Annotated in this window: 23 protein-coding genes and 2 tRNA genes; 11 read left to right on the top strand and 14 right to left on the bottom strand. The window is 71.1% G+C overall.

Annotation, left to right across the window (positions count from 1 at the left end):
* The first annotated feature begins 7 nt into the window (after positions 1-7).
* Together KCQ71_RS12590 and KCQ71_RS12585 are read left to right on the top strand one after the other, a co-directional pair.
* Positions 8-83: transfer RNA gene (locus tag KCQ71_RS12590), tRNA-Ala, on the top strand.
* 66 nt (positions 84-149) lie between these two features.
* A complete protein-coding gene (locus KCQ71_RS12585; RefSeq protein ID WP_223406359.1) occupies positions 150-443 on the top strand; it encodes a DUF2277 domain-containing protein in 294 nt (97 codons plus the stop codon).
* A 50-nt stretch (positions 444-493) separates the two neighbouring features.
* Here the strand turns inward: KCQ71_RS12585 and KCQ71_RS12580 are convergent, their stop codons facing one another.
* Entirely contained in the window at positions 494-937 is a 444-nt protein-coding gene (locus tag KCQ71_RS12580) for an NUDIX hydrolase (protein ID WP_223406357.1), read from the bottom strand.
* Positions 938-1306: 369 nt separating this feature from the next.
* Here KCQ71_RS12580 and KCQ71_RS27640 point away from each other — a divergent pair, with 369 nt between their 5' ends.
* Complete coding sequence (locus tag KCQ71_RS27640) at positions 1307-2947, top strand: FUSC family protein (RefSeq protein ID WP_223406355.1); 1641 nt, start codon at positions 1307-1309, stop codon at positions 2945-2947.
* On the opposite strand, the gene KCQ71_RS12570 is transcribed toward KCQ71_RS27640, so the two are convergent.
* From KCQ71_RS12570 to KCQ71_RS12560, 3 genes are all read right to left on the bottom strand, one after another.
* The gene (locus KCQ71_RS12570) at positions 2948-5257 is read right to left on the bottom strand and encodes a beta-galactosidase (RefSeq protein ID WP_223406354.1); all 2310 of its coding nucleotides are present in this window, start codon (positions 5255-5257) and stop codon (positions 2948-2950) included.
* A gap of 67 nt (positions 5258-5324) precedes the next feature.
* Positions 5325-7157 (bottom strand): arginine--tRNA ligase, encoded by a 1833-nt coding sequence (argS, locus tag KCQ71_RS12565; RefSeq protein ID WP_223406352.1) that lies wholly within the window; start codon positions 7155-7157, stop codon positions 5325-5327.
* 121 nt (positions 7158-7278) lie between these two features.
* Entirely contained in the window at positions 7279-8106 is an 828-nt protein-coding gene (locus KCQ71_RS12560) for a hypothetical protein (RefSeq protein ID WP_223406350.1), read from the bottom strand.
* Between the two features lie 172 nt (positions 8107-8278).
* Between KCQ71_RS12560 and KCQ71_RS12555 the strand changes: the two genes are divergently transcribed.
* Together KCQ71_RS12555 and KCQ71_RS12550 are read left to right on the top strand one after the other, a co-directional pair.
* Positions 8279-8803, top strand: a complete 525-nt coding sequence (locus KCQ71_RS12555) for a peptidylprolyl isomerase (RefSeq protein WP_223406348.1) — start codon at positions 8279-8281, stop codon at positions 8801-8803.
* 181 nt (positions 8804-8984) lie between these two features.
* On the top strand, positions 8985-9665 hold the full coding sequence (locus KCQ71_RS12550) for a rhomboid family intramembrane serine protease (RefSeq protein WP_308116635.1): 681 nt from the start codon (positions 8985-8987) through the stop codon (positions 9663-9665).
* A gap of 435 nt (positions 9666-10100) precedes the next feature.
* Here the strand turns inward: KCQ71_RS12550 and KCQ71_RS12545 are convergent, their stop codons facing one another.
* Complete coding sequence (locus KCQ71_RS12545; protein ID WP_163541716.1) at positions 10101-10346, bottom strand: cell division protein CrgA; 246 nt, start codon at positions 10344-10346, stop codon at positions 10101-10103.
* Positions 10347-10410: 64 nt separating this feature from the next.
* On the opposite strand from KCQ71_RS12545, the gene KCQ71_RS12540 reads away from it, so the two are divergent.
* Genes KCQ71_RS12540 through KCQ71_RS12525 form a run of 4 tightly spaced genes read left to right on the top strand, consistent with a single transcriptional unit; the run spans position 10411 to position 12762 of the window.
* Positions 10411-11196 carry a DUF881 domain-containing protein gene (locus KCQ71_RS12540; protein ID WP_223406344.1) on the top strand — a complete coding sequence of 262 codons (786 nt, stop codon included), beginning with the start codon at positions 10411-10413 and terminating at the stop codon, positions 11194-11196.
* Complete coding sequence (locus tag KCQ71_RS12535; protein ID WP_223406342.1) at positions 11193-11966, top strand: class E sortase; 774 nt, start codon at positions 11193-11195, stop codon at positions 11964-11966. Before KCQ71_RS12540 ends, KCQ71_RS12535 begins: the two co-directional genes overlap by 4 nt.
* Positions 11966-12127, top strand: a complete 162-nt coding sequence (locus KCQ71_RS12530) for a hypothetical protein (RefSeq protein ID WP_223406341.1) — start codon at positions 11966-11968, stop codon at positions 12125-12127. The genes KCQ71_RS12535 and KCQ71_RS12530 overlap by 1 nt, the downstream gene beginning before the upstream one ends.
* The gene (locus tag KCQ71_RS12525) at positions 12127-12762 is read left to right on the top strand and encodes an aminodeoxychorismate/anthranilate synthase component II (RefSeq protein ID WP_223406339.1); all 636 of its coding nucleotides are present in this window, start codon (positions 12127-12129) and stop codon (positions 12760-12762) included. Before KCQ71_RS12530 ends, KCQ71_RS12525 begins: the two co-directional genes overlap by 1 nt.
* Before the next feature lie 132 nt (positions 12763-12894).
* Here KCQ71_RS12525 and pknB read toward each other — a convergent pair whose 3' ends face one another.
* Genes pknB through KCQ71_RS12490 form a run of 7 tightly spaced genes read right to left on the bottom strand, consistent with a single transcriptional unit; the run spans position 12895 to position 21770 of the window.
* Positions 12895-14730, bottom strand: coding sequence for a Stk1 family PASTA domain-containing Ser/Thr kinase (pknB, locus tag KCQ71_RS12520; RefSeq protein WP_223406337.1), 1836 nt, complete (start codon positions 14728-14730; stop codon positions 12895-12897).
* Positions 14731-16341 (bottom strand): serine/threonine-protein kinase, encoded by a 1611-nt coding sequence (locus tag KCQ71_RS12515; RefSeq protein ID WP_223406335.1) that lies wholly within the window; start codon positions 16339-16341, stop codon positions 14731-14733.
* Positions 16338-17798 carry a peptidoglycan D,D-transpeptidase FtsI family protein gene (locus tag KCQ71_RS12510; RefSeq protein ID WP_223406333.1) on the bottom strand — a complete coding sequence of 487 codons (1461 nt, stop codon included), beginning with the start codon at positions 17796-17798 and terminating at the stop codon, positions 16338-16340. The genes KCQ71_RS12515 and KCQ71_RS12510 overlap by 4 nt, the downstream gene beginning before the upstream one ends.
* Positions 17795-19279 carry an FtsW/RodA/SpoVE family cell cycle protein gene (locus KCQ71_RS12505; protein WP_223406330.1) on the bottom strand — a complete coding sequence of 495 codons (1485 nt, stop codon included), beginning with the start codon at positions 19277-19279 and terminating at the stop codon, positions 17795-17797. The genes KCQ71_RS12510 and KCQ71_RS12505 overlap by 4 nt, the downstream gene beginning before the upstream one ends.
* On the bottom strand, positions 19279-20562 hold the full coding sequence (locus tag KCQ71_RS12500) for a PP2C family protein-serine/threonine phosphatase (RefSeq protein WP_223406328.1): 1284 nt from the start codon (positions 20560-20562) through the stop codon (positions 19279-19281). Before KCQ71_RS12500 ends, KCQ71_RS12505 begins: the two co-directional genes overlap by 1 nt.
* A 5-nt stretch (positions 20563-20567) precedes the next feature.
* Positions 20568-21056: an FHA domain-containing protein FhaB/FipA gene (locus KCQ71_RS12495; RefSeq protein WP_223406326.1), complete on the bottom strand. Its 489-nt coding sequence runs from the start codon at positions 21054-21056 to the stop codon at positions 20568-20570.
* Between the two features lie 9 nt (positions 21057-21065).
* Complete coding sequence (locus KCQ71_RS12490; RefSeq protein ID WP_223406324.1) at positions 21066-21770, bottom strand: FHA domain-containing protein; 705 nt, start codon at positions 21768-21770, stop codon at positions 21066-21068.
* 255 nt (positions 21771-22025) lie between these two features.
* On the opposite strand from KCQ71_RS12490, the gene KCQ71_RS12485 reads away from it, so the two are divergent.
* Positions 22026-22109 (top strand) — tRNA-Leu (locus tag KCQ71_RS12485).
* Between the two features lie 145 nt (positions 22110-22254).
* Here the strand turns inward: KCQ71_RS12485 and KCQ71_RS12480 are convergent.
* Positions 22255-22533 (bottom strand): hypothetical protein, encoded by a 279-nt coding sequence (locus KCQ71_RS12480; RefSeq protein ID WP_223406322.1) that lies wholly within the window; start codon positions 22531-22533, stop codon positions 22255-22257.
* A gap of 569 nt (positions 22534-23102) precedes the next feature.
* Between KCQ71_RS12480 and KCQ71_RS12475 the strand changes: the two genes are divergently transcribed.
* Positions 23103-23312 carry a hypothetical protein gene (locus KCQ71_RS12475; RefSeq protein ID WP_223406320.1) on the top strand — a complete coding sequence of 70 codons (210 nt, stop codon included), beginning with the start codon at positions 23103-23105 and terminating at the stop codon, positions 23310-23312.
* Here the strand turns inward: KCQ71_RS12475 and KCQ71_RS27635 are convergent.
* The gene (locus KCQ71_RS27635; RefSeq protein ID WP_223406634.1) at positions 23300-24442 is read right to left on the bottom strand and encodes an alpha-galactosidase; all 1143 of its coding nucleotides are present in this window, start codon (positions 24440-24442) and stop codon (positions 23300-23302) included. The genes KCQ71_RS12475 and KCQ71_RS27635 overlap by 13 nt on opposite strands.
* Between the last annotated feature and the right edge of the window lie 15 nt (positions 24443-24457).

Here is a 24457-nt window from a genome sequence, read left to right as displayed (position 1 = left end):
TACACACGGGGCCATGGCGCAATTGGTAGCGCACCTGCTTTGCAAGCAGGGGGTTGCGGGTTCGAGTCCCGCTGGCTCCACCATCCCGGTGTCCCATCGGGGCCGGTGATCCCTGGACCGGTGCCGGGGCCGCGTGGCACCATCGAAGGATGTGCCGAAACATCCGCCCGCTGCACAACTTCGAGCCGCACGCCACGTCCGGCGAGGTCCACGACGCGGCGTTGCAGTTCGTCCGCAAGATCAGCGGGATGAACAAGCCGTCCCAGGCGAACGCCGAGGCGTTCGAGCGAGCCGTCGCCGAGATCACCCACATCACCGAGCACCTGCTCGACGACCTGGTCACCACGGCCCCGCCGAAGAATCGCGAGGAGGAGGCGGCCAAGGCCAAGGCCCGCTCGGAGAAGCGGTTCCCTCGGACCGAGCCGGCCGCCGTCGCTTCCTAGTCCCGTGTTCGCCGAGCCACACCGTTCGGTGCGGGCCCGCCGCCCCCGAGTTACGCGCGCGGCGCGATCACGCCGGCGATGCCGGCGCGCACGAGCCTGCCGACGTCCTCGCCGATCGGCGTGGGCAGTGCATCCAGTGGCCACCAGCGCACGTCGTCGGACTCGTCGCTGACCACGGGCTCGGTGCGCCCCGACGGGTCGACTCCGACGAACCGCAGATCGAGGTGCTCCGTGCAGGCGGAGTAGGCGCTCGCCGGCAACGCATGGCGGTCCAGGTCCACCAGCTCGCCGAGCAGCACACCGGCCAGGCCGGACTCCTCCCGGGTCTCCCGCTCCGCGGCATCACGGATCGAGGTGTCCCCAGGTTCGAGGTGCCCGCCGAACGGGAGCCAGAGGCCGATCTTCGCGTGCAGCGTCAGCAGGACGTGGGTCCGGTCCGCGTCGAGGACGAGGCAGCTCGCGGTCAGGTGGGCCGGGGTGCCGTGCCGCCACATGGCGCGCGGCTCGGCGCTCAGGAGTGCCAGGAACTCGCGGCGGAGTTCCTCCTGGCGCGCACCCGGGGCGGTCCAACCCTCCAGGAGGGTCGTGGCGTCGTCGTGCAGACGGGCATAGGGGGCGGGAATCGTGGTCAGGGAAGTCTCCCGGTGCTCTCGCGGTCGGTGCGCGCCGGTTTCAGCGGCGCCGGACCACTCCTGACGTGGTCCGCGCTACACGCTAGCGTTCATCCCCTCGTGGCATGGGCCCAGGCCTTCCGAACAGGAGCGGACGTCCGCGCCCGGGTAGCATCGGGAGCCGTGCCGGAACCCGATCGAGAACGCCGCCCACGTCCGCTGGGCGGCCTTGGTTGGACCATCCGGCCCCCCGTGCGGTGGCCCGTCGCGGCCAGAGCGGCGCTGGCACTCGGGATCCCGCTCACCGTGAGCACGCTCCTTGGGCAGCAGACCTTCGGTCTGCTCATCGGGACGGGAGTGTTCACGGTGCTCTACGGCGCCGGTCGGCCGCTGCGGACCCGGCTGGTTCTGCTGCTGACCGTAGGGCTCGCGATGGTCGCGTCCGTGTTCGTGGGAACGCTCACCACCGGCAACACCCTCGCGTCCATCGGCGTCGTGGTCGCCGTGGGAATGGTTGCGACCCAGATCTGCCACGCGCTCCGGCTCGGTGCCCCCGGAGCGTTCTTCTTCGTGCTCCTGGCCGGCGTCGGTGGCTACCTACCGGCTCACGGGGTGCACCCCGGCACCCTGGTGGCCGCCACGGCGATCGGTGCGGCGGTCGCCGTCGCGGTCGCCATGTCCGACCTGGTCGTGCGTCCCCGAGGACCGCAGGAGGATGCCGTGGATGCGGCCCGGACGGCCGTGGGCACCTTCGTGGCGGCCGGCTCGGCGGCGTCCGATGCCGAACAGCGCAGCGCCGCGGCCACGAACGCCCTGCACGACGCCTGGACCACGCTGGCCGACGGCGGTGATCCCGTTTCGCGGGATGCTCGCGCCCGGGCTCTCGTCGCCGATCTGCACCGCATCCAGCACACCTACGCCAGCCACCAGCTGCCCGGTGACGTCCCGGACCCTGAGCTCTATGCGGAGGTGACGGAGGCCCCGCTGGGTCAGCCGTCCGTCCAACACATGTTGCGCCGGTCGGTTCGGTGGCCCACCACCGCCCTGCAGGCGGCGCTGCGGGTCGGTGCCGGCGTGGCCACCGCCGGGCTGATCGCGTCGATCGTCGGCACCGACCATGTGTACTGGGCGATGGCGGCCACGATGCTGGTGCTGCACACCGGGCTTGACCGCAAGAACACCGTGATCCGGTCGGTGCACCGCCTGATCGGGACCGTCCTGGGCCTTGGCCTCTTCCTGGCCGTCCATGCGCTGGTGGATCTCGGTGGCCCCTGGGTCCTCGTGGTCGCGCTCATCGTGATGCAAGGGACCGTGGAACTGCTGGTGGTGCGCAACTACGCGGCAGCGGTCCTGTTCATCACGCCGCTGGCGCTGACGATCGGGACCGCCGGCACCGGCGTCGGAGTCGGTGACGTGGCGCTGGAGCGGCTCCTCGATACCGCGATCGGGATCACGGTCGCGGTCGCGGTGCCCTGGCTGATCTTCCGGCGCGGCACGCCGGGGCTGGTCCGCGCCCACCTCGCCCGCGTCCTGGCCTCCGCGGCGGAGGTGCTCGATCAGCTCGGAGGTGGCACCCACCGCCGGCCGGCTGGACGGGCGGCGTTGCGGGACCTCGCGGTGGACATGCAGGAGCTCTCGGGGGTGGTCCGCCGGGGACTGCAGGATGACCCGGACGGGATCGCCGAGCTGCTCGAGGTGCGGGAGGCGACCGCCTGGCTGGGGTTCACCGTGCTCGCGCGCGGCAGCTCTCAGATCGAGCCCGCCTCCGGCGTGGAGGGCGCCGCCTGGGCCTGCCGGCGGATGGCCGCACAACTGCGGCAGGGCGTGGTGCCGGCTGCCGCCGATGTCCGCGCGGTTCGCGCCGCGGCCGGCGTGCTCCCGACGACGGACTGATCAGCGGGGCTGCCGGTGCCAGTGGGCGGATCGGATCCCGGCCCGGAACCGTTCGGCGGCGAGCGCCGCCCGCGCCCGGGGATCGAGCCAGATCGCGGCGTCCGGCGGGAACGGGAGGATCTCGAGCGTGACCGACAGGGCTGCCCGCGCCGGCACACCTGCACGCTCGCGCAGATCCGCGGCGGTGATCTCCCACGCGGCTCCGGAGAAGAACTGGTCGGCGAGCAGTCGGTCACCGAGTCGTGCGCGCAGCACGTCCCCGGTCCACTCCACCCGCAGGAGTCCCTCCTGCGAGGGCACGTCGACCTCGAACCGGGCGGCGCCCGCGAAGTCCTCGTCCAGGGGTGCGCTCAGTCGTCCGTTGCTCGCCGACCGGGACGTAGGCGGTACGCCCGACGGCGCCAGTTCCCGCACGCTCAGATCGGCAACACCCGCGTCGGCGCGGTCCGCACCGGAGCCGCCCGCGGGGGTCCGGCCGTGGACGGATCCTCCCGAGAGGGACCCACCGTCGCACATCGGACCCGGTCCCGCCGTGCTCCGCCCCATCCAGACCGGGCTCGTGACCCGCCCCACCGGATCCTCGGAGTCCAGGAACGCATCGAGGTCTCCGGCATCGAACACACGCAGCTCGATCCTCGCGTTCCCGGTGGAGACCACGACGGGCTCGCTGCCCACCGCCACCACGACGTCGCCGTCCCGCCCCGAACCGCCGGCCTGATCATCGTCGACGTCCGTGAGCGCCCCGGTCAGGCTCGCCCCCGGGGGGAGTCGCAGCGCGAACCGCGTCTCGATACCGGGGGTGCGCAGGAATAGCAGACTGACTGAACCGTCCGAGCCGTCGCCGACGATCCGTGCGACCGGCTGAGCCGTGGCCCACCCGATCCGCACACCTGACTCGTCGAGGTTGAACGGCCATGCGAAGTACGCGCCGACACCGACGTCGACCGTCGGCCAGGCCACGGTGCCGGACTCGGTCTCGATGCTGAGTGCCACCTGCGGGTGCGCGGGCAACGGCTCGTGCGGCTGGTGGTTCGTGACGAACACGAACCCGCTCTCGCCGTCGGTGCGTACCGCCCACCGCAGCGTCGCCGCCGACCCACCCTCGCCGTCGGGCGTGGGCAGCACCGACGCCATCGGCGCCAGCCGCGGACCGAAGTCGGCCAGGAACCGGTGCTGGCGTCGCAGCAGAACCAGCGACGGCCGCACCTGACCGGCCGCACCGATCGGTGCGCCGAAGTCGTAGTCGAACTCCGGGAGGTCGTTCGGGTAGCCGGACGCGTGGGACTCCTGCAGGCCGCGCACCGGCGGGTTCAACCCGCCGTGGAACATGTAGTAGCCCTGCCACACCGAGCCGGAGCCGAGCTTCGTGAGCGCGACCGCGGCGACGTCGTCGGGGTCCACGAGGGGGCGGCGATGGTAGGCGGTGGCCATCCCCGAACCCAGCTCACAGGTGGCGACGGGGTACGGATCGGGCGTGGGGAACCGGCGGTGCGTGGACGTGGAGTCCGGCCGCGCCGTCGGCATCACGTCGGCGCCGATCGAGGTGTCGTCGAACAGGTGCGTGTAGGTGAACTGGGACCGGCAGCCCGCGCTCCACGGCTCGTCGGCGTCCGTCCAGAACGACTCCGTGTACCCGCCGTACAGAGGCAGGAACCCCTCCGTCGGGAGCACGGCGGTGTTCCACGCCGTCATCGTCCACAGCGGTGCGCGCAGTCCGGCCTCGTGGGCGATCCCGCGCAGGGTGACCAGGTGCTCAGGAGCGTCTGCGAGCTCGTTCTCCACCTGGACCCCGATGATCGGCCCTCCGGAAGCGGCGTCCAGGCCGTCGAGCTGTCCGGCGATCGCGGCGTACCAGCGGCGCACCTGCTCGAGGTAGCCCGGGTCGTCGGTGCGGATGTGCCACGGCCCGTGCTGCACCCAGTCCGGCAGGCCACCGTTGCGCGCCTCGCCGTGCGCCCAGGGGCCGATCCGGACGAGCACGTCGAGCCCGGCCTCGGCGGCCAGCGTCACGAAGTGGCGGATGTCAAGGATCCCGGTGAAGTCCGGGGTGCCACGCTCCCGCTCGTGGTGCAGCCAGAACAGGTAGGTGGCGACGGTGTTCAGGCCCGCCGCCCGCACCTTGGCCAGTTCCGCTGCCCAGGTGGCTCGCGGCGACCGGGTGAAGTGGAACTCGCCGGAGATGGGGATCCAGGGCACGCCGTCGCGCTCCAGGTGCGACCCGTAGACCTCGATGCCGGCGCCGCCGGGTAGTACGGGGGCACCGCGACCGTGTCGTCGGGCGGGGCGGGCATCGATGCGGTACGGGCTCACGGGAGGCGACCCTACCTGCGGACCTCCAGCAGCGGCAGGTGCCCGGCGGCGAGTTCCGCGGACGCGTTCACATCCGTTCGGGCGCGGCGATTCCGAGGAGGTCGAGCCCCGTGGCGAGGGTGCGCCTGGTGAGGTCCACGATCGCGAGCCGACGGTCCCGGACCGTGCCCTCGGACGCGAGCACGGGGCACGCCTCGTAGAAGTCGGTGAACGCCCGCGAGAGTTCGTACAGGTAGCCGGCGAGCCGGTGCGGCTCGAGGTCGACCGCCACCTCGGCGAGGACGTCCGCGAACGCGTCCAGGGTCAGGATCAGCCCGCGCTCGGCAGCCTCCAGTGGTGTCTCGACGGCGGCCGGCACGTGCTCGGGAACGGTCAGGCCGCGCTCGGCGGCCCGGCGCAGGATCGAGACCATCCGGGTGTGCGCGTACTGCAGGTAGACGCCGGTGTTGCCGTTGAACGCCGTCATCCGGGCGACGTCGAAGACGTAGTCCTTGACCCGGGAGCCGGACAGGTCCGCGTACTTCACGGCCCCGATGCCGGCCTGCTCGGCGATCAGGGTGAGCGCGTCGTCGTCGACCTCGGTGCCCTTGGCCTCGGCGCCCTCGCGGACCACCGTGAGGGCCGCCGCGACGGCGTCGTCGAGGAGGTTCATCAGCCGCACGGTGCCGCCGGAGCGGGTCTTGAACGGCTTGCCGTCAGGACCGAGAACACTGCCGAACGGCACGTGCAGCGCCTGCACCCGCTCCGGGTCCAGCCAGCCGGCCCGGCGCGCGGCCTCGAACACCAGCCGGAAGTGGAGGGCCTGCCGCGAGTCGACGAGATACAGGATCCGGTCGGCGCCGAGGCCGCGGATCCGGTACCGGATCGTGGCGAGGTCCGTGGTGTCGTAGCCGTACCCGCCGTCGCGCTTGCGGACCATGAGGGCCACCGGCTCGTCGTCCGGGCCGGTCACCTCCTCGGAGAGCACCACGAGGGCGCCATCGCTCACGACGGCGATCCCGGCTTCCTCGAGCTCGGCCGCGACGCCGTCGAGCATGTCGTTGTAGAACGACTCGCCCGCGGAGTCCGCCTCGGTCAGTTGAACCCCCAGGCGGGCATAGACCTCGTCGAACGCGTACTGCGACTCCTTGACGATGTCGCGCCAGGTGGCGAGGGTCGCCTCGTCGCCGGCCTGGAGCGCGACCACCCGCGCGCGGGCCCGGTCGGCGAACTCGGGGTCGGTGTCGAAGACGGCGCGGGCCGCCTTGTAGAGGCCGTCCAGGGCGGACACCGTGGAGGCGTTCTCGCCGTCGGCGTCGGTGGCGGTGATCTCCGTGTGCCGCCACGGCTTCTCGGGGTGCTCGTCGATGTACTGGATGAGCATGCCGAACTGGGTGCCCCAGTCCCCCAGGTGGTTCTGGCGCACCACGTCCGAGCCGAGGAACGTCAGGATCCGGGCCAGCGCGTCACCGATCACGGACGAGCGCAGGTGCCCGACGTGCATCTCCTTGGCGATGTTCGGCCCGGAGTAGTCGATGACGGTGCGCACACCGGCCGCGACGGGTGGCACGCCGAGGCGGGCGCCGGCGCGCCGCGCCTCGACCTGCCGCCACAGGGCGGCGTCGGTCAGGGTGAGGTTCAGGAAGCCCGGGCCGGAGATCTCGACCTGCCCGACGACGTCCCCCACGGCGATCCGTTCGGTCACGTTCGTCGCGACCTCGCGCGGGCTCGCGCCAACCTTCTTCGCCAGTGCGAGCGCGGCGTTCGCCTGGCGGTCGGCGTGGTCGCTCGGGCGGATCAGCGGATCGGCGCCGCTCTGGGCGGGGTAGGCCGCCGCGATGGCGTCACCGAGCGCGTCGGTGAGCTGGGTCTGCAGGGAGGCGACGGCGGTCGCGCCGGATTCAGTCGAGGTCTCGGACACGGGTGCCATTGTTCCACTCGCGCGCGCCGGGTCCTGCAGCGGTGGTGTGGCCGGGTGCGCAGAGACGGCGAGACCCCGCACACAACCGGTGTGCGGGGTCTCGTTCTGGCGTTGGGGAGCGTCAGCCGTTCTTGTCGTCCGGCTTCTCCTGTGCGTCGTTCGCGGCGTCCTTGGCCTGCTCGGCCTTGTCGGCCACCGCATCCTTGGCCTCGCCGGTCTTGTCAGCCGCCTGGTTCGCGGCGGCGTTCGCCTTGTCGGCTACCTGGTTCTTGGCCCGGGTGGCCTTCTCGGCGACCTGACCGGAGACCTCGCCTGCCTTCTCCGCTGCCTGTGCGGTGGCGGCCTCGGCGTCCTCGGCGACGTGCTTCGCCTTGTCCGCGACGGTCGCGGCGGCGCTCTCCCCGGCAGCGGCAGGGGTGGCGACGGCGTCGTCCCAGTACTCCTCGGCCCAGGGGTCGTCGACGGGCTGGGTGCGGCGCCAGATCAGCACACCGGCACCAGCGACCGCACCGGCCACCAGGACCCAGCCGATCGTCCTTCCGACCTTGCTGCCACCCTTGGCCTTCTTCTCCTGCTCCGCGACCGCAGCGGCGGCCGCGTCGAGAGCGGCGTTCGCCTTGTCCTGCAGATTGTCGGAGCCGGACTGGGCGGCCTTGGCGGCCTCCTCCATCGCGGCGATGACCCGCGGGATGACATCGTCGACGACCTTGTCATGGGCGGTGTCCACGACGTCCTTGGAGCGCTCGGCGTAGTCGGCGATCACCGGGGCGGCTGCGGTCACGCCGGTGCGCCACGCCTTGTCGACGCGCGGACCGGCCCACTCGAGCGCTGCCTCGACCTTCGGTGTAGCCCAGTCCTTGCCGTGGTCGGCCAGCTGGCGCGCGGCCTTACCGGCCTCCTCGGCCTGCTCGCGGAGCTGCTCGGCGTTGATCTTGTCCTTGCGCGACATGTGTCTCCCCTAGTTCCCTTCCCGCGGGTCTCCACGGAAGATCGGATTCGGATCGTCTGCGTTGATGCCTCTATCGTGCCACCCGCGTGGGCGATGTGCATACGTCCTTCGTCCCACCCTCGCTGAGCCCGGCCAGTAACGCACCCCGAGCCAAGGGTGCGAGGATGGGGACATGGACGCCATTCTGCACACGACCGCCGGCGACATCGTCGTCGAACTCCTGCCCAACCACGCGCCGAAGACGGTGAAGAACTTCACCGATCTGGCGACCGGTGCGGGCACCTGGACGCACCCGGAGACCGGGGAGTCCAGCAACGAGCCGCTCTACAACGGCACGATCTTCCACCGCGTCATCCCGAACTTCATGATCCAGGGCGGCGACCCGCTCGGCACCGGCCGCGGTGGCCCCGGGTACGCCTTCGACGACGAGATCCACCCCGAGCTGCACTTCCGCGAGCCGTACGTCCTCGCCATGGCGAACGCCGGGATCCAGATGGGCCGCGGCACCAACGGTTCGCAGTTCTTCATCACCACCGCGCCGACCACCTGGCTGCAGGGCAAGCACACCATCTTCGGGAAGGTGAAGGACCCGGCCTCCACCGCCATCGTCGACGCCGTCAACGTCGTGTCCACCGACCCGCGCAACGACCGGCCGGTCGAGGACATCGTGATCAACTCGATCGAGATCGTCGACTGACGGCTCGATGACCGCTTACCCGCCCGCGCCGCCGCCGGGGCAGCCCGGAGCGGGAGGCGCACCGCCGGTGTGTCCGCGCCACCCCGACCGTGTCTCCTACGTTCGGTGCCAACGGTGCGGGCGCCCGGCGTGCCCGGAATGCCAGCGGCCTGCCGCCGTCGGCGTGCACTGCGTCGACTGCGTGCGCGAGGAGGCCCGCGCGGTCCGGCCGAAGACCACCGTGCTCGGTGCCCGGATGGGCCCGAACAACCGCCCGGTCGTCACCATCACGTTCATCGCGATCTGCGTGCTGCTGTTCGTTGTGGACTACGTGAGCCCGACGCTGCGGATGCGGCTCATCTTCGCGCCGGTACTCGGGCAGGTCGAACCGTACCGGATGATCACCACGGCGTTCCTGCACGCAGGCATCGTGCACCTGCTGTTCAACATGTACGCGCTGTGGATCGTGGGACCGTTCCTGGAGCAGATGCTCGGCCGGTGGCGCTACGTCGCCCTCTATCTGCTCAGCGCGCTCGGTGGCAGTGTGGCCGTGCTGGCCCTGGCCGGCGATGACGTCTGGAACGTGGCCACCGTCGGCGCGTCCGGTGCCGTGTTCGGGCTCTTCGCGGCGATCGCCGTGGTGCTGCGCCGGACCGGGCGCGAGGCCCGCCAGATCCTCATCGTGATCGGGATCAACGTGGTCGTCGGGTTCGTGATCCCGGGGATCTCCTGGCAGGCACACCTGGGCGGGCTGGTCACCGGTGCCGCTCTCGGCGCCCTGTTCGCCTACCTGCCGAAGAAGGAACGTACGCGCGGCGCCATCGCGGGCGTCGCCCTCGTCGCGGCGATCCTCGTCGGGATCACGGTAGCCGTCTACGCCTGATGCTCTGATCGGCACCGACGCCGGTCCCTGACCTCGCATACGGTGGACCTGGACGTCGACCTCGCGAGCCAGCCGCCGAACGCAACCCTGTCACGATCCATCCGCCAGATGGATCGTCACAGGGCTGCGTTCGACGTGCCTGGTGGGCTGGATGGTGGGACGGGACGCTGGGCAACGGGTGGGTCGGGTCCAGCGGAGCCGGCCCGCGACGACCGTCGAACGCCTGTCCACAGGGTTGTTCACACCTGTGGAACTACATCGCTGTAGTTCTCCACAGACGTCTCCACAGGTGTGGAAATCACACGGCTGTAGTTCTCCACAGGTGTGCACAGACCTGGGGACGGAGCGTGGATCCCACCGGTCGCGGGAACGGCGAAGGGCCGCGTCATCCGAGCGGATGAGGCGGCCCTTCGAGGGAGCTTGTGGACTGCGGGCTCAGCGCCAGCGCATCGTCATGACGAAGCCGACCATCATGATCGCGAAGCCGATACCGAGGTTCCAGGCTCCGATGCCCGGGACCGGCCCGGCCGACTCCATCAGGTAGGTGACGACCACGTACACGAGGCCGACGATCAGCAGGGTCACCATCGTTGGTGCCCACCAACGCGGGTTCGGCTTGACCGCGCTCGACGCCGGCGGCGGGGTGTAGGCCGGCTTCTTGCGGGACCTGGATTCGGGCATGGTGACTCCTCGGCTGGTGAACTGCCCCCAATCCTAAGGGGGAGGGCAACCTACACTGGGACACATGAGGACTCCCGGGCTGCCGTCGCGGCCGCCGCGTGTGCGTGGGCGTTCGATCGCCGTCGCGCTGGTGGGGGTCCTCGCAGGTCTGATGTTCGCAACCAGCGCCTCGGTGTTCGCCGAGGACACCGAGCGCCAGCCGCAGAATCTCCCGGAGCTGGTCGCAGCCGAGGAGGCCCGGCTGCAGGAGACGAACGCCGAGGTGACGCAGCTGCGTGCGGAGGTGGACCCCTTGCGTGGGGCGCTGGGGGGGGTGGGGGGGGGGGGGGCGGGGCGCGTGGGGTGGGCGCTCGCGGCGGGCCGGTTGGCCGTCACCGGGCCGGGCCTGGAGGTCTCCCTCTGGGACTCCCCGCTCGCCCAGGACGTCCCGGAAGGGTTCAGCCCCGACGACCTCGTGGTGCACCAGCAGGACCTGGAGGCCGTCATCAACGCCCTCTGGGCGGGCGGCGCGGAGGCGATGACGGTGCAGGGGCACCGGATCACCGCCACCACCTTGATCAGGTGCGTGGGGAACGTCCTCCTGCTCGACGGCGAGACCTATTCGCCGCCGTACCGGATCGCCGCGATCGGGGACGCGAGCGAGCTCGAGGACGCCCTCGACGACTCCTCCGCGGTCCGGATCTATCGCCAGTATGTGGATGCGGTGGGGCTCGGGTTCTCGGTGACGACCCAGGATGAGATCGAGGCACCCGGGCACGAAGGAAACCTGAGCACCAGTTATGCCAGGATTCCTGGTGGGGACCCGATCACGCTCGAGGGGCCCACCACCGATCCGAACGGACCACAATGACAAACGCAGCGCCGCCGTCCACCGACACGGTGGACGAGGTCGAGCAGCCGGTTGTCCGTCGCAGGCGTCCCTCCATCGGTTCCCGCATCCTCGGCGGCGCCGGGGAGCTCCTGATCACGGCCGGGGTCCTCCTCGGGCTGTTCGTCGTCTGGCAGTTGTGGTGGACCGACGTCGAGGGCGAGCAGCAGGCGGCCAGCGCCGTCGCCGAGCTCGAGGAGGCGCTCCCGCCGGTTCCCGAGGTCGCCGGCACGCCCCGCACCGACACACCCCCGGTCGAGGTGGCCGCCGCCGAGGGTGCGGTGTTCGCGACGCTCTTCGTGCCCGACTGGGGTATCGACTACGCCCAGCCGATCGCCGAGGGCGTCGACCGCCCCACCGTGCTCGACGCCGGTCGGGTGGGCCACTACTCGGAGACCGCGCAGGCCGGTCAGATCGGTAACTTCTCCGTCGCCGGGCACCGACAGACCTACGGCAAGCCGTTCTACGCGATCGATACCCTTGCGGCCGGCGACCAGCTCATCGTTCGTACCGCGCAGGCCTGGTACGTCTACGAGGTCACCACCAGCGACATCGTCCGGCCCGATCAGGTCGAGGTGATCGCTCCGGTCCCCGGGGATCCGGGGGCGGTCGCCACGGACGCGATGCTGACCCTGACCACCTGCCATCCGCTGTGGTCGACCCGGGAGCGCTACATCGTGCACGCCCAGCTGGCGCACTGGATCCCCCTCACCGACGGCATGCCCGCCGCCCTGCTACCGGAAGGGTCCTGATGTACGGCTGGATCTTCACCCACCTGCCCGGCCCCGCGTGGGCGCGGGTCATCCAGTCCGCGATCCTCGTCGCGGCCGTCGTGGCCGCGCTGTTCCTGTGGGTCTTCCCCGCCGTGGCCCCGTACATGCCCTTCAACGACCAGACCGTGGGAGAGGGCTGATGAGCCGCATCCTCGTCATCGACAACTACGACAGTTTCGTCTACACGATCGTCGGGTACCTGCAGCAGCTCGGTGCGCAGACCACCGTGGTGCGCAACGACGACGAGTCCCTCACCGGGGCGGACCCGCTCGCGGGATACGACGGCGTGCTCGTCTCGCCCGGACCGGGCACCCCGAAGGAGGCCGGCGAGAGCACGGCCATCATCGAGCGGTGCGCGGCCGAGGAGCTCCCGATGCTCGGCGTGTGCCTCGGCCACCAGGCCCTCGGCGAGGTGTTCGGCGGGGTGGTCAACCACTCGCCGGAGCTCATGCACGGCAAGACCTCCGAGGTGGAGCACGACGGGACGGGCGTGTTCGAGTCGCTGCCGTCCCCGTTCACCGCGACCCGGTACCACTCGCTCGCCGTCCAGGCGGACACCGTGCCCGACGAGCTCCGGGTCACCGGGCACACCGCGAACGGCATCGTGATGGGCCTGGTGCACCGCACCCTGCCCCTGCACGGGGTGCAGTTCCACCCCGAGTCCGTGCTCACCGAGGGTGGGCACCGGCTGCTCGCGAACTGGCTCGCGCTCGCGGGCGACGGCGACGCGGTCGCCCTCAGCGCGGGCCTGGCCCCGTTGGTGACGCAGCACTGACACCCGGACTTGCTGCGCAGGCCGACGGGCGCACGCAGGGTCCCAACGCTGAGATCGCACGTGCCACGCTGAGATCGCACCCGCAGCCGGTGTGATCTCAACGGCTCAGGTGCGATCTGGCGCGAACGCGTCCTACGGGTCGGTCGGCTCCACGGACGACTCCTCGCCGCTTGGCTCCGTGGTTGGCTCCGTGGTCGGGTCGGTCGTCGGGTCCGTCGTAGGCGGGTCCGTCGTCGGCTCCTGGGTCGGCTCCGGGATCGACACGATGAGCTCCACCACGGTGCCCTGCGGCACCGAGCCCTCGCGGTCCTGGTTGAGGACCACGCCGACCGGGCCCGGGTCCTCCTGGTTCGTGACGCGCGAGCTCAGGCCGAGTTCGGTGATGGTGTTCTGCGCCGCCTCGAGCTCCTGGCCCACGAGCGAGGGCAGGTCCACGTTCCCGGTGGCGAGGACGATCGTGATCGCGTCCTCCGGGTTGGCCATGATGCCGGCCTCCGGATCGGTGCGGATCGCCTCGTCCTGGCCGAAGTCGGGACTGTTCTCGGTGGTGGTGCGGATGTTCGCGCCGCTGAAGCCGGCGTCGATGAGTTCCTGGCGGGCCCGGTCCTGGCTCAGCCCGGACACGTCCGGGATCTCGATCTCGCCCGGACCGGACGAGAACACCACGGTGACCTCGCTGCCCTCCTCGACCTCCGTCCCCGTGGTCGGCGTCCAGGAGACCGCCTCACCCTCGGGGATCTCCGGGTCCGTGACCGGGTCGCCGATCACGAGCTGCAGGCCCTGACCGTCCTCAGAGGAAACGGTCTCCGAGAGAGCGGTGCGGGCCTGCTCCTGCGTCATCGAGGTCAGATCCGGTACCTGCACCGTGGTGGGCTCGGGTGGCTCCTCGGGTCGGTTCAGGGCGAGCAGGATGATGCCGATGATGGCGGCGACACCGACGATCGAGAGGATCCAGATGAGCGCCTTGTTGTTCTTGGGCTTGTCCTCCGGCTGCTCCTCCGGCTCGGCCACCGGCACCGGGTCGGCGATCGCCGCGGCACCGAGGACCTGGGTGGCACCCGCCGCGGCCGCCACGGGCACCGCGCCCAGGGGCGGCGCACTGATGGCCTCCTGGCGGGCAGCGGCCTCGAGGTCGGCCCGGAACTGCGCCGCGGTCGAGTAGCGGTGCTCCCGGTCCTTGGTGAGCGCCAGCATGGTGATCCGGTCGAGGGACTCGGGGACGTCCGGCGCGAACGTGCTCGGCGTCGGCGGTTCCTCGCTGACGTGCTGGTAGGCCACCGCCACGGCGGAGTCGCCGACGAACGGCGGCCTGCCGGTGAGGAGCTCGAACAGGAGGCACCCGGTCGAGTACAGGTCCGAGCGGGCGTCCACGACCTCGCCGCGGGCCTGCTCGGGGGAGAGGTACTGCGCGGTCCCCACGACGGCGTGGGTCTGGGTCATCGTGGCGGCTGAGTCGGCCATGGCGCGGGCGATGCCGAAGTCCATCACCTTCACGGCGCCGGTCGGGGTCAGCATCACGTTCGCCGGCTTGATGTCGCGGTGCACGATGCCGGCGTGGTGGGAGTACTCGAGCGCGGCCAGGACGCCCTGGATGATCTCGATCGCCTCGTCGATGGGCAGGGCGGCGCCGTCGCGCAGGAGGTCGCGGACCGTGTGGCCCTCGACGTACTCCATCACGATGAACGGGATCCGCACCTCCGCGCCGTCGATCCCCGCGCTGAGGTCCTCACCCGTGTCGTACACGGAGACGATGGCCGGGTGGTTGAGCGACGCGGCGGCCTGGGCCTCGCGGCGGAACCGGGCGTGGAAGCTCGGGTCGCGGGCGAGGTCCGGTCGGAGCATCTTGATCGCGACCGAGCGCCCGAGCCGGTTGTCCCGCCCGATGTGCACCTCGGCCATGCCGCCGCGACCGATCAGCTCGCCGACCTCGTAGCGTCCGGCCAGCACTCGGGGAACGTCGTCTACCACTTAGCGTTCCTTCACTCTCTGGTCTGGGACTGGTCGATGCAATGCGGCCGCGAGCAGGGGAGACGCGATCGCCATGGACGCGTCAGCCTCCCATAGCCTACCGAGCCACAGCGCCACCACTGTCAGCACCGCCGCCATGGCCACGATTCCGGCCGCCCACCACCATCCGGAGCGGACCCAGGCGATGAAGCCGCCGGCGGCGTGTGCCGCGCCCAGGCGCTCCCGGTGGACCCCGACCGCGGGCCGGGTCACGGCGGTGCGCTCGGTGCGCTCGGTGCGGAGCGTACGCCGCGTGGGCACCGGGCCGGCGACGGCGGCCGGGCCGGCTCCGGAGATCGCCGGCAGCGGGGTGGGGGGCGTGGTGGGAGCGGCCGGGTCGACCTGGGACAGCGGGCGCCACCGCGGCCGGGTCGGCGGTTCGTCGGTGCCGTCGCCGTGCTCGTCGTCGCCGGAATCGTCGTCCGAGGCCTCGTCGGTGTGGGCGGTGTTGTCGGAGCCGCCGCGGTCGTCGCCGTCAGCGCTACCGTCACCGCCGCGGTCGTCGCCGTTCGGGTGGTCACCGTCGCGACAGTCGCCCTCCGGATGATGATCGTGGGCGTCGTCGGCGCGCTCCGCGGTGCCGGTGGCCGCCACTGCAGCGTCGCCCGCGGGCGCGTCGACGGCTACGCCGTCGGGCCTCGCCTCCTCGGCGAACCAGACCTGGGTGAGCGCACCGGACCGGGGTGACCGGTCGCCGTCGGGCTCGGTGATCAACGTGGCCGGGCGGTCGGCGGCCGGCTCGATGGTGACGTCCAGGTGGCCGGCGAGCTCCTCGAGCGAGCGCGCCAGCGAGGCGGCGCTGCGTGGCCGTTGCTCGGGGTCCTTCTCGAGCATCGCCATGACGACGTCGCGCACGCGGGCGTCGACCGTGTCCGGTAGCGCCGGGACCGGCTGGTTCACGTGCGCGAACGCGATGTCCACCTGCGAGCCACCCGTGAACGGGCGTTTGCCGACGAGTGCCTCGTAGGCGACCACGCCGAGCGCGTAGATGTCGCCGGCGCCGGTGGCGGCGCGGCCCATGGCCTGCTCCGGAGGCAGGTACTGGGCCGTGCCCATGACCATCCCGGCCGCCGTCATCGGGGCCTGGTTGGACCCGAGCGAGATCCCGAAGTCCGTGATCTTCACGTACCCGTCGGGCGTGATCAGGATGTTGGACGGCTTCACGTCCCGGTGCACCACCCCGGCCATGTGGGCGGTGTGCAGTGCCCGCGCGGTCTGGGCCAGGACCGGCAGCAACTGGGCCGGCTCCAGGGTGCGCTCGCGCTCCAACAGCTCCGCGAGCGGCTCGCCCTGCACCAGCTCCATGATCAGGTAGCCGGAGCCGTTCTGCTCCCCGTAGTCGTACATGGCGGCGATGTTCTGGTGGGACAGGGCCGCCGAGTTCCGGGCCTCGGCACGCAGGCGGTCCAGGAACGTCTTCTCCCCGGCGAACTCCGCCCGCAGGACCTTCGCGGCCACGCGGCGGCGCAGGTGCCGGTCGAGCGCGACCCACACCTCGCCCATGCCGCCGATGGCGATCCGGGACTGCAGTTCGTACCGGTCGCCGAGGACCAGGCCCGCCGTCGGGATCATTCCGCCAGGACCGCCTGGATCACGGCGCGGGCGATCGGTGCCGCCACCTGAGCGCCGGTGGCCTCGTCACCGAGCTGGCCACCATCCTCGACCACGACCGCCACGGCCACCTGCGGGGCGTCCGCGGGCGCGAACGACGTGAACCACGCGTCCGGGGCGACGTCGTCGGCGAGCCCGGTCTCGGCGGTCCCGGTCTTGCCGGCCACCTGCACACCCGAGATCTGCGCCGGGTGCCCGGTGCCGTTCTCGACGACGTTGACCATCATGTCCGTCATCTGCGCGGCCGTCGTGGCGGACATCGGGGTGGCCCACTCCCGCGGCGACGCGCTGTAGGTCAGCTGCAGGTTCGGCCCGCGCTCCGCGGCCACCAGGTACGGCTCCATGATCACGCCGCCGTTCGCGACCGCGGCGGAGACCATGGCCATCTGCAGCGGGGTGACCCGGGTGTCGAACTGGCCGATCGCCGTCATCGCGGTCTGCGCCGGGTCCAGGTCCTCACCGATGGTCGACGGGGTGACGTCCAGCGGGATCTCGAGGTCGCGTCCGAACCCGAACGCTTCCGCCTGCGCACCGAGCGCGTCCGCGCCGAACTCCACTCCGAGCGCAGCGAACGGCGTGTTGCAGGAGACCTGGAGCGCGTACGTCAGGGTGACGGTGTCCGCGCTGGTGCAGGGACCGCCGCCGGGGTTGCGAATATAGGTGTCCCGCGTGCCGGGCAGCAGGAACTGGGTCGGGGCCGGTACCTGCGAGTCGGGGGTGTACTCGCCTGACTCGAGGGCCATGGCGACGTCGATGAGCTTGAACGTGGACCCGGGAGGATAGAGGTTCCCGCCGATGGTCCGGTTGAACAACGGGTCCGACGGATCCTCGAGGAGGGCCTGGTACGCCGCGGTCACCTCGGCCGAGGTGTGCCCGGCGAGGACGTTCGGGTCGAACGTCGGCTTGGACACCATGGCGAGGATCGCGCCGGTGTTGGGGTCGAGCGCCACGACGGCACCGTTGTTATCACCGAGGGCGTCCCAGGCGGCCTGCTGGACCACCGGGTCGATCGACAGCTCCACCGTGCCGCCCTGCTGCTCGGCACCGGTGAACAGGGCCCGGATCCGGGACAGGAGCAGGGAGTCGTCGGTCCCGTTCAGGACCGTGTTCGCGGCCTGTTCCATGCCGCTCAGGCTGTACATGCCGTAGTAGCCGGTGACCGGTGCGTACAGCGGGCCGTTCGCGTAGGTGCGCTGGAACCCGAAGGCGTCGTCGACGGGCACCGAGTAGGCGACGGACGTGCCGTCGACCACGATCGGGCCGCGGTCGTGGCCGTACTCGCGGTACAGGGTGCGCACGTTGCGGGCGTCGTTGTTCAGGGAGTTCGCCTGGAAGAACTGGACCCAGGTGGCGCCGCCCATGAGGGCGAAGAACATGACGACGATCACGATGCTGAGCTTGCGAAGGGGTGAGTTCATGGGCGCTCCACCACCTCGGTGTGCTGATCGTCGGAGGCGAACTCGCCGGTATCGCCCGGGTCCAGGTCCCGCGCCGGGGGCTCGGAGTCGCCGGGCACGACCTCGAGGGAGGTCTCGGTCGAGACCAGACCACCGCCGCCCTCACCGGCGGGGCGACGGGCGCCGTCGGACATCCGCAGCAGCAGCGCCACCACGATCCAGTTCGCGACCAGTGACGAGCCACCGCTGGCCAGGAACGGCATGGTCAGCCCGGTGAGCGGGATCAGCCGGGTCACGCCGCCGACCACGACGAAGCACTGCAGCGCGACCACGAAGGACAGGCCGGAGGCGAGCAGCTTGCCGAACCCGTCGCGCAGGCCGATGCCCGTCCGGATGCCGCGCTCGATGAGGATCAGGTACAGCATCAGGATCGCCATCACGCCGGTCAGGCCGAGTTCCTCGCCGAGCGAGGCCATGATGAAGTCGGAGTTCGCGTACGGCACCAGGTCCGGATAGCCCTCGCCCCAGCCGGTGCCGAACAGCCCGCCGCTGGCCATCCCGAACAGGCCGCGGACGACCTGCCCCGAGCCGCCGGGGTCCCGGTTGTAGATCTCCGGGTCGAGGGCGTTCAGCCACACGTCAACACGTGCCCCGACGTGCCCGAAGATGTTGGCCGCGAGCACCGCGCCGGCCGCGAACATGAGCAACCCGATCAGGATCCAGCTCCACCGCTCGGTGGCCACGTACAGCATCGCGACGAACAGCCCGAAGAACAGCAGCGAACTGCCGAGGTCGGTCTGGCGCACCAGCACCAGGATGCTGACCGCCCAGGCGAGCACGATCGGCCCGAAGTCGCGCAGCCGCGGCAACTGCAGCCCGAGGATCTTCGGCCCGGCGAGCGTGAGCACGTCCCGGTGGGTGACGAGGTACCCGGCGAAGAACACGGCGAGGGCGATCTTCGCGAACTCTGCCGGCTGCACCGAGAACGGCCCGACCCGGACCCAGACCTGGGCCCCGTTGATGTTCACCCCGAGGCCGGGGAGCATCGGCAGGACCAGCAGGACCAGGCCGACGACCATCGCGGTGTAGGTGTAGCGGCGCAGGGTGCGGTGATCGCGGAGCAGGATCAGGACGACGGCCGCGCAGGCGGCGCCGATGATCGTCCAGAGCTCCTGACGGTCGCCGAATCCGGCGGTCAGGCCGCGGGCGTCCAGGCGCAGGTCGATCCGGTGGATCATCGCCAGCCCGATGCCGTTCAAGGCCATCACGATCGGCAGGATGAGCGGGTCCGCGTAGGGCGCGCGCCACCGTAGGATCAGGTGGAGCCCGACGGCGATCGCGGCCAGCGTCGCCGCGTAGCCTCCGAAGCCGGCCGGTAGGGCGTCGCCGGTGGCCAGGCCGACCAGTGCGTACGCGCCGATGCCGAGCGTCAGGGCGAGGAGCAACAGAGTGATCTCCACGCCGCGCCCGGTGCGGACCCTGCTCGGGGCGACGGTCGCCATCAGGGTTCCTCGGTCGTCTGGGCGCGCAGGTCCTCGACGATCGTCTCGGCGTCGGCCAGGGACGTCGCCGCGATCACGTCCTCGACCCGAGTCCGGGCGAACGCGGGCAGGTCGTCCAGCGCGATCGTGGTCCGCTCGTGCACGTGGGACAGGTCCAGCGGGCCAAGGGACTGCGGGATGCCCTGGTAGATCGCGACATGGTCGGCGTCCGGCGCCACGAAGTACTGGGTCTGCGTCCAGCGGTAGCCGAGGGTGAGCGCACCCGCGACCAGGGCGAGCGCGACGAGGACCCAGATCCCCACCCGGAGCGCACGCCGGCGCGGCGGCTCGAGGGCGAGCACGGCCTCCTCGGCCGCGCGTTCGTCCTCGGCGTCCTCGTCGCGGTACCGCTCGGCGTCCGCCGGGGAGTCGGAGCCGTCGCCCACCCGGGCGGGACGGCCGGTGGTGCGGGTGAGCGCGGCGGCCCGGGCCGCCGCGCTGTCGCCGCCGCGGGTCGGCTTGGACCGGTCGACGGCGGCCGCACCCACGATCATCGGCGTGTTCTCGGGCAGTTCGTCCGTCTCGACGACGTCGGCGAGCACGATCGTGATGTTGTCCTGGCCGCCGGCACGCAGGGCCAGGTCGATCAGGGCGTCCGCGCACTCGCCGAGGTCCGGGATGGACCTCACGGTCTCGGCGATGGTCTCGGCCGAGACGTAGGAGGAGAGTCCGTCGGAGCAGAGCAACCAACGGTCCCCGGCGCGGGCCTCCCGCACGGACTCGTCCAGCTCCGGCTCGGCGGCGTCGTCACCAAGGACGCGCAGCAGCACCGACCGATGTGGGTGCTGCTCGGCCTCCTCCGGGGTGAGCTGCCCGATGTCCACCAGATGCTGCACGAACGTGTGGTCGGCGGTGATCTGGACGAGCTCGCCGTCCCGAAGCAGGTAGGCGCGCGAGTCGCCGACGTGCACCATGCCGAGCTTGCGCCCGGAGCGAAGCAGGGCGATCACGGTGGTGCCGAGGCCGGCGAGCTCCGGCTTGGCGTCGGAGTACTCGACGAGGTCGGTGTGCGCGGCGCTGACCGCCCGGCGCAACTGGTCGACCAGATCGTCGCCGCCGTGTGCCTCGCCGTCCAGCGGTGCCAGGTGCGCCACGGCCACGGAGGAGGCGATGTCACCCCCAGCCGGTCCGCCCATGCCGTCGGCGAGCACCAGCAGGTGCGGGCCGGCGTAGCCGGAGTCCTGGTTCACGGAGCGGATCAGACCCACATCGGAGCGGGCGACGTATCTGAGGGTGAGGGTCACGTGGCCTACCGGTGCAGTTCGATGACGGTCTGGCCGATCCGGATGGGGGTTCCGATCGTCACCGGTGTGGGCCCGTGGACGCGGTGCGCGCCGAGGTACGTGCCGTTGCGGGACTCGAGGTCCTCGACGAACCACTGACCGTCCTCGGGGAAGATCCGGGCGTGCCGGTTCGAGGCGTAGTCGTCGTCGAGGACGAGGGTGGATGACGGCGCCCGGCCGATCAGGACCGACGACTGGCCGAGCTTGAGGGTCGTGCCGCGCAGCGGGCCCGCGGTCACGCGGATGGTCGACGGAGCCCCTCGGGAGGCGCGCGAGGAGCGTTGGTTCGCTCCGCCGTCGGGCACCGACCGGCGTGAGCCGGTCAGGACCGAGCCACGCGCGATGACGCGGGTTCCGAAGATGTCCCGACGCAGCACGGACACCGCGGAGAGCACCAGCAGCCAGAGCACCACCAGGTAGCCCACCCGCAACAGGGTGACGATCAGTTCGCTCACGAGGCGCCCTCAGCGGCCGTCGCCGTCGTCGGCGCCGGTCCAGAAGAGGATGCGGGTCCGTCCGATGGTGAGGGTGTTGCCGTCGACGAGAGTCGCCGCGGCAACCTGGTGCCCCTCGACGAAGGTGCCGTTGGTGGAGCCGAGGTCGGTCGCGATCACGCCGTCCGAGGTGATCCGGATCTCCAGGTGCCGTCGCGAGACGCCGGAGTCGTCGACGATGATGTCCGCCTCGGAGCCGCGGCCGATCACGGTCACCGGGCCGGTCAGCAGGTAGCGCTGGCCGTCGATGTCCACGATCGGGTGGCGTGTCGTGGCGCTCGAGGTGGCCGGCGCGACGGCCCCCCGCCGGGAACTGGAGCGGACCTTGAAGCGGCCCGGCTCGAGGTCCTCGGACTGGTCGAACTCGACTTCCACCGGTCCCACGAACACGTAGTTCTGGCTCGTTGCGTGGTCCGTGGCGGCGGCGATCATCTCGTCCGCCATCGCCTCCTCGCCCCAGTCCAGGACCTGGTCGTAGTCCTTCGGCGAGAGCTCCACCACGAAGGTGTTCGGGACCACGGTGCGGCCGCGGGACAGCGCGGCGGTGCGATCGTCCATGTCCCGGCGGATGGCGCTGGCGATCTCCACCGGCTTCAGCTCGGACCGGAACGCCTTCGCGAACGCGTTGTTGACGACTCGTTCGACACCCTTCTCAAAACGGTCCAGCACTCCCATGGCGCACCTCCTCCCTAGTGTCGGTGGGCCGGCGGCCCACTGTGTGGTTGCTCACTGGCACACGCTGCGCACCCTCGGCGGGCACACGACGAATGCGGGCGAACGCCCACGTGTTACACCAGATCGTAAACGTCAGAGGGCGATGGCGGGGTGAGGCGGGCCCGGACGGCGCCCACGCATGGCCGAACAGGCACGTGCGTCGTGATAATCTACGGAACGCTGATCGAGGTGGCGTGCCACCGAGTGAAGCGGCGCGCGCGAGTGGCGGAATAGGCAGACGCGCACGGTTCAGGTCCGTGTGCCCGAAAGGGCGTGGGGGTTCAACTCCCCCCTCGCGCACAAGAAGAAGCCGCAGAATCCCACCAGTTCCACGGGATGCTGCGGCTTCTGTCATGTCCGCGAACGACCGTGCTGGCCTCGTGCGCACCCAAGCACCGTTCCGGCGAATGCCGCACTCATCCGGGCGGTCAGAACGGCTGATCGGCTACGCCCGTCGGACCCAGAACACCGAGCCGCCGATCTCTGAGGCACCGGCCACCTGCGCGTAGAGGTCGCGCTCCTGCTCGCGGTGGCGGTCCTGCTGCTCGCGGATCCACGTGCGATAGCCCGGGAGGTCGGCGGCGGCATGCAGGGCGCCGCGAAGACCCGCCAGTAGCCCGTGCCCGGACAGCGGGTCGGCCGACAGCGCCGCATCGCCGATCGGTAGCGCCGCAGCCGGGTCGTCCGGCGATGCGCATTCCGAGACCGTGGACCGGCGGGCCACCAGCCGGGCTCCGGCGAGTTCCGCCGGCGCCCACTCCGCGGTAGGTAGTACCCGTGACCACGTCTGCTGGATCCGGCTCTTCCGGAGGCGAGCAGGTCCCTGTCGGTGACGTAGCCGACGGTGCTGGAGTGGCCATCGCCCATCGCATACCACCAGCCCTCGGCCGCGGCATCCACCAGCAGGCGCGGCCCGAGGCCCGGCAGGCCGTCGGGCAGGTGCGCGGTGATGGCGACCATCGGGTGCCTGCGCACCGGGTGCAGCCCGGCGCCGCGGTGCAACCGGTCCGAGCGGCCGGTAGCCAGGGACAGCGCCGAGCCGGTCACCGCCGCCGGGATCCGCGACGGCCCTGCCACCTCGACCTGCCAAGTGCCGTCGCGGGCCAGCGACGTGGCCGATCCCTGGATCAGCTCGATCTGCGGGAACCTCCTGGTCACGCTCTCCCGCAGCATCGGATCGAACCAGCTGCGGTCGATCATCCAGCCGCCCGCCCACCGGCCCCGGTCCCCGCTCTGCTCCACGAAGTCGGGTCGCCCCCACCGGAACACCGAACCCGCGCAATGCGGTGCCCGGTGCTGCACCTGCGCCAGCACGCCGAGGACGTGCAGCACCGGAGCCAGATCGCCCGAGAGCAACTCGAACGTTCCGGCCGGATGGGCCTTGTCGCGGCCGATCACGGCGACGGACCGGCCGGCCGCCGCATGCGCTGCCGCATGCGCCAGTCCGACCGGTCCGTCTCCAGCGACCACCACGTCATGGTGGAGAGCTGTCATACCTTCTGATATTCCAGGACCCTGGAGCTGGGTGCGGAGTCGATCGATACTTCGATGCCGTCGATCAGCGCCTGACCGAGCAGCTCCTGCGTGGTGCCCGAGTCCCGGTCCGTGAGCGTGTAGCTCGCGTCCGGCGTGAGCCCACGCAGGCGGATCGTGCTCGCGGTCTCGGCCGCATCCGGCCGACGGAAGACCTGCACGTAGCCGGCCGAGCCGTCCGGCTGACCGAACTGCCAGGCGATCCAGATGTCCGGAGCCGCGCCGCCGGCGGTCAGGGGGTAGTAATCGCCGTAGAGGTGGCCGGACAGGCCGTGCCATTCGGCAGCGAGTTCCTTCAGCGTCTCCCACGGGGCATCGGCTTGTCGCACGTCGAGGGCGTGGTGCATCGACGGTGCGTACGCGCTGCGCGAGTCGTAGACGTCGGTGGGGCCGCCGGTCACTCGCGCCACCCCACCATGCAACCCCACCCAACTGGACACCCCGTGCTGGTGCGTCTGGTTGGCGGTGGCGTTGAGCACCCGGTCGCTGCGCAGGAAGTTCACCGAGACGCCGAGGGTCTCGACGTCCATCCGTCGCCCGCCGCTGGCGCAGGTGTCGATCACCAGGCCCGGCCGGCGGGTCTGCAGCGCCTTCCAGTACGCGAGGTGGCCCTCGACGTACCGGATTTGCTTCATGCCACGGCGGCCGTGCACGTCGTTCGCTCGCCACAGCGGCAGCGGACCGATGTTGAAGTCCTCCCGGTAGACATCGATGCCGTCGTTCACGATCATGTCGCCCATGGTCGTCGACGCCCAGGCCAGCGCGTCCGCGTTGCCGAAGTCGAGCAGGAAGTTGTCCGTGCCACCCGGTGTCGCCAGCAGCCACTCCGGGTGGTTCACGTGCAGCCAGGTGCCCGCGCGAACCCGCTCCGGCTCGAACCAGACGATGGTGCGCATCCCGAGCTCGTGGGCACGGTCCATGACCGGCTTGAGGCCGTCCGGGTATCTGTCCGGGTCGGGGAACCAGCTGCCGGGCCAGTTCCACGAGTGGCTGGCACCGTCGGGGACGGCGGCCCAGCCCGCATCGACCCACCAGTGGTCGTGCGTCCCGCCGGTGCTGGGAGTGGCGTCGTTGTCCTCGTAGGCGTTGAGCCAGGTGATCTGGTCGGCGGCGGT

The sequence above is a fragment of the Occultella gossypii genome (genome assembly GCF_019947135.1).
In the GTDB taxonomy this organism is placed as follows: domain Bacteria; phylum Actinomycetota; class Actinomycetes; order Actinomycetales; family Beutenbergiaceae; genus Occultella; species Occultella gossypii.
The sequence above is the reverse complement of the archived record's forward strand: the minus strand, read 5'-3'. Positions and strand labels throughout refer to the sequence as shown.

What these genes read in the sequence shown, in the direction of transcription:
- KCQ71_RS12585 (WP_223406359.1), top strand. Translation starts at nt 150, where the DNA reads ATGTGCCGAAACATCCGCCCGCTGCACAACTTCGAGCCGCACGCCACG.
- KCQ71_RS12580 (WP_223406357.1), bottom strand. Translation starts at nt 937, where the DNA reads ATGTGGCGGCACGGCACCCCGGCCCACCTGACCGCGAGCTGCCTCGTC.
- KCQ71_RS12560 (WP_223406350.1), bottom strand. Translation starts at nt 8,106, where the DNA reads ATGTCGCGCAAGGACAAGATCAACGCCGAGCAGCTCCGCGAGCAGGCC.
- KCQ71_RS12555 (WP_223406348.1), top strand. Translation starts at nt 8,279, where the DNA reads ATGGACGCCATTCTGCACACGACCGCCGGCGACATCGTCGTCGAACTC.
- KCQ71_RS12545 (WP_163541716.1), bottom strand. Translation starts at nt 10,346, where the DNA reads ATGCCCGAATCCAGGTCCCGCAAGAAGCCGGCCTACACCCCGCCGCCG.
- KCQ71_RS12540 (WP_223406344.1), top strand. Translation starts at nt 10,411, where the DNA reads ATGAGGACTCCCGGGCTGCCGTCGCGGCCGCCGCGTGTGCGTGGGCGT.
- KCQ71_RS12535 (WP_223406342.1), top strand. Translation starts at nt 11,193, where the DNA reads ATGACAAACGCAGCGCCGCCGTCCACCGACACGGTGGACGAGGTCGAG.
- KCQ71_RS12530 (WP_223406341.1), top strand. Translation starts at nt 11,966, where the DNA reads ATGTACGGCTGGATCTTCACCCACCTGCCCGGCCCCGCGTGGGCGCGG.
- KCQ71_RS12525 (WP_223406339.1), top strand. Translation starts at nt 12,127, where the DNA reads ATGAGCCGCATCCTCGTCATCGACAACTACGACAGTTTCGTCTACACG.
- KCQ71_RS12515 (WP_223406335.1), bottom strand. Translation starts at nt 16,341, where the DNA reads ATGATCCCGACGGCGGGCCTGGTCCTCGGCGACCGGTACGAACTGCAG.
- KCQ71_RS12510 (WP_223406333.1), bottom strand. Translation starts at nt 17,798, where the DNA reads ATGAACTCACCCCTTCGCAAGCTCAGCATCGTGATCGTCGTCATGTTC.
- KCQ71_RS12505 (WP_223406330.1), bottom strand. Translation starts at nt 19,279, where the DNA reads ATGGCGACCGTCGCCCCGAGCAGGGTCCGCACCGGGCGCGGCGTGGAG.
- KCQ71_RS12490 (WP_223406324.1), bottom strand. Translation starts at nt 21,770, where the DNA reads ATGGGAGTGCTGGACCGTTTTGAGAAGGGTGTCGAACGAGTCGTCAAC.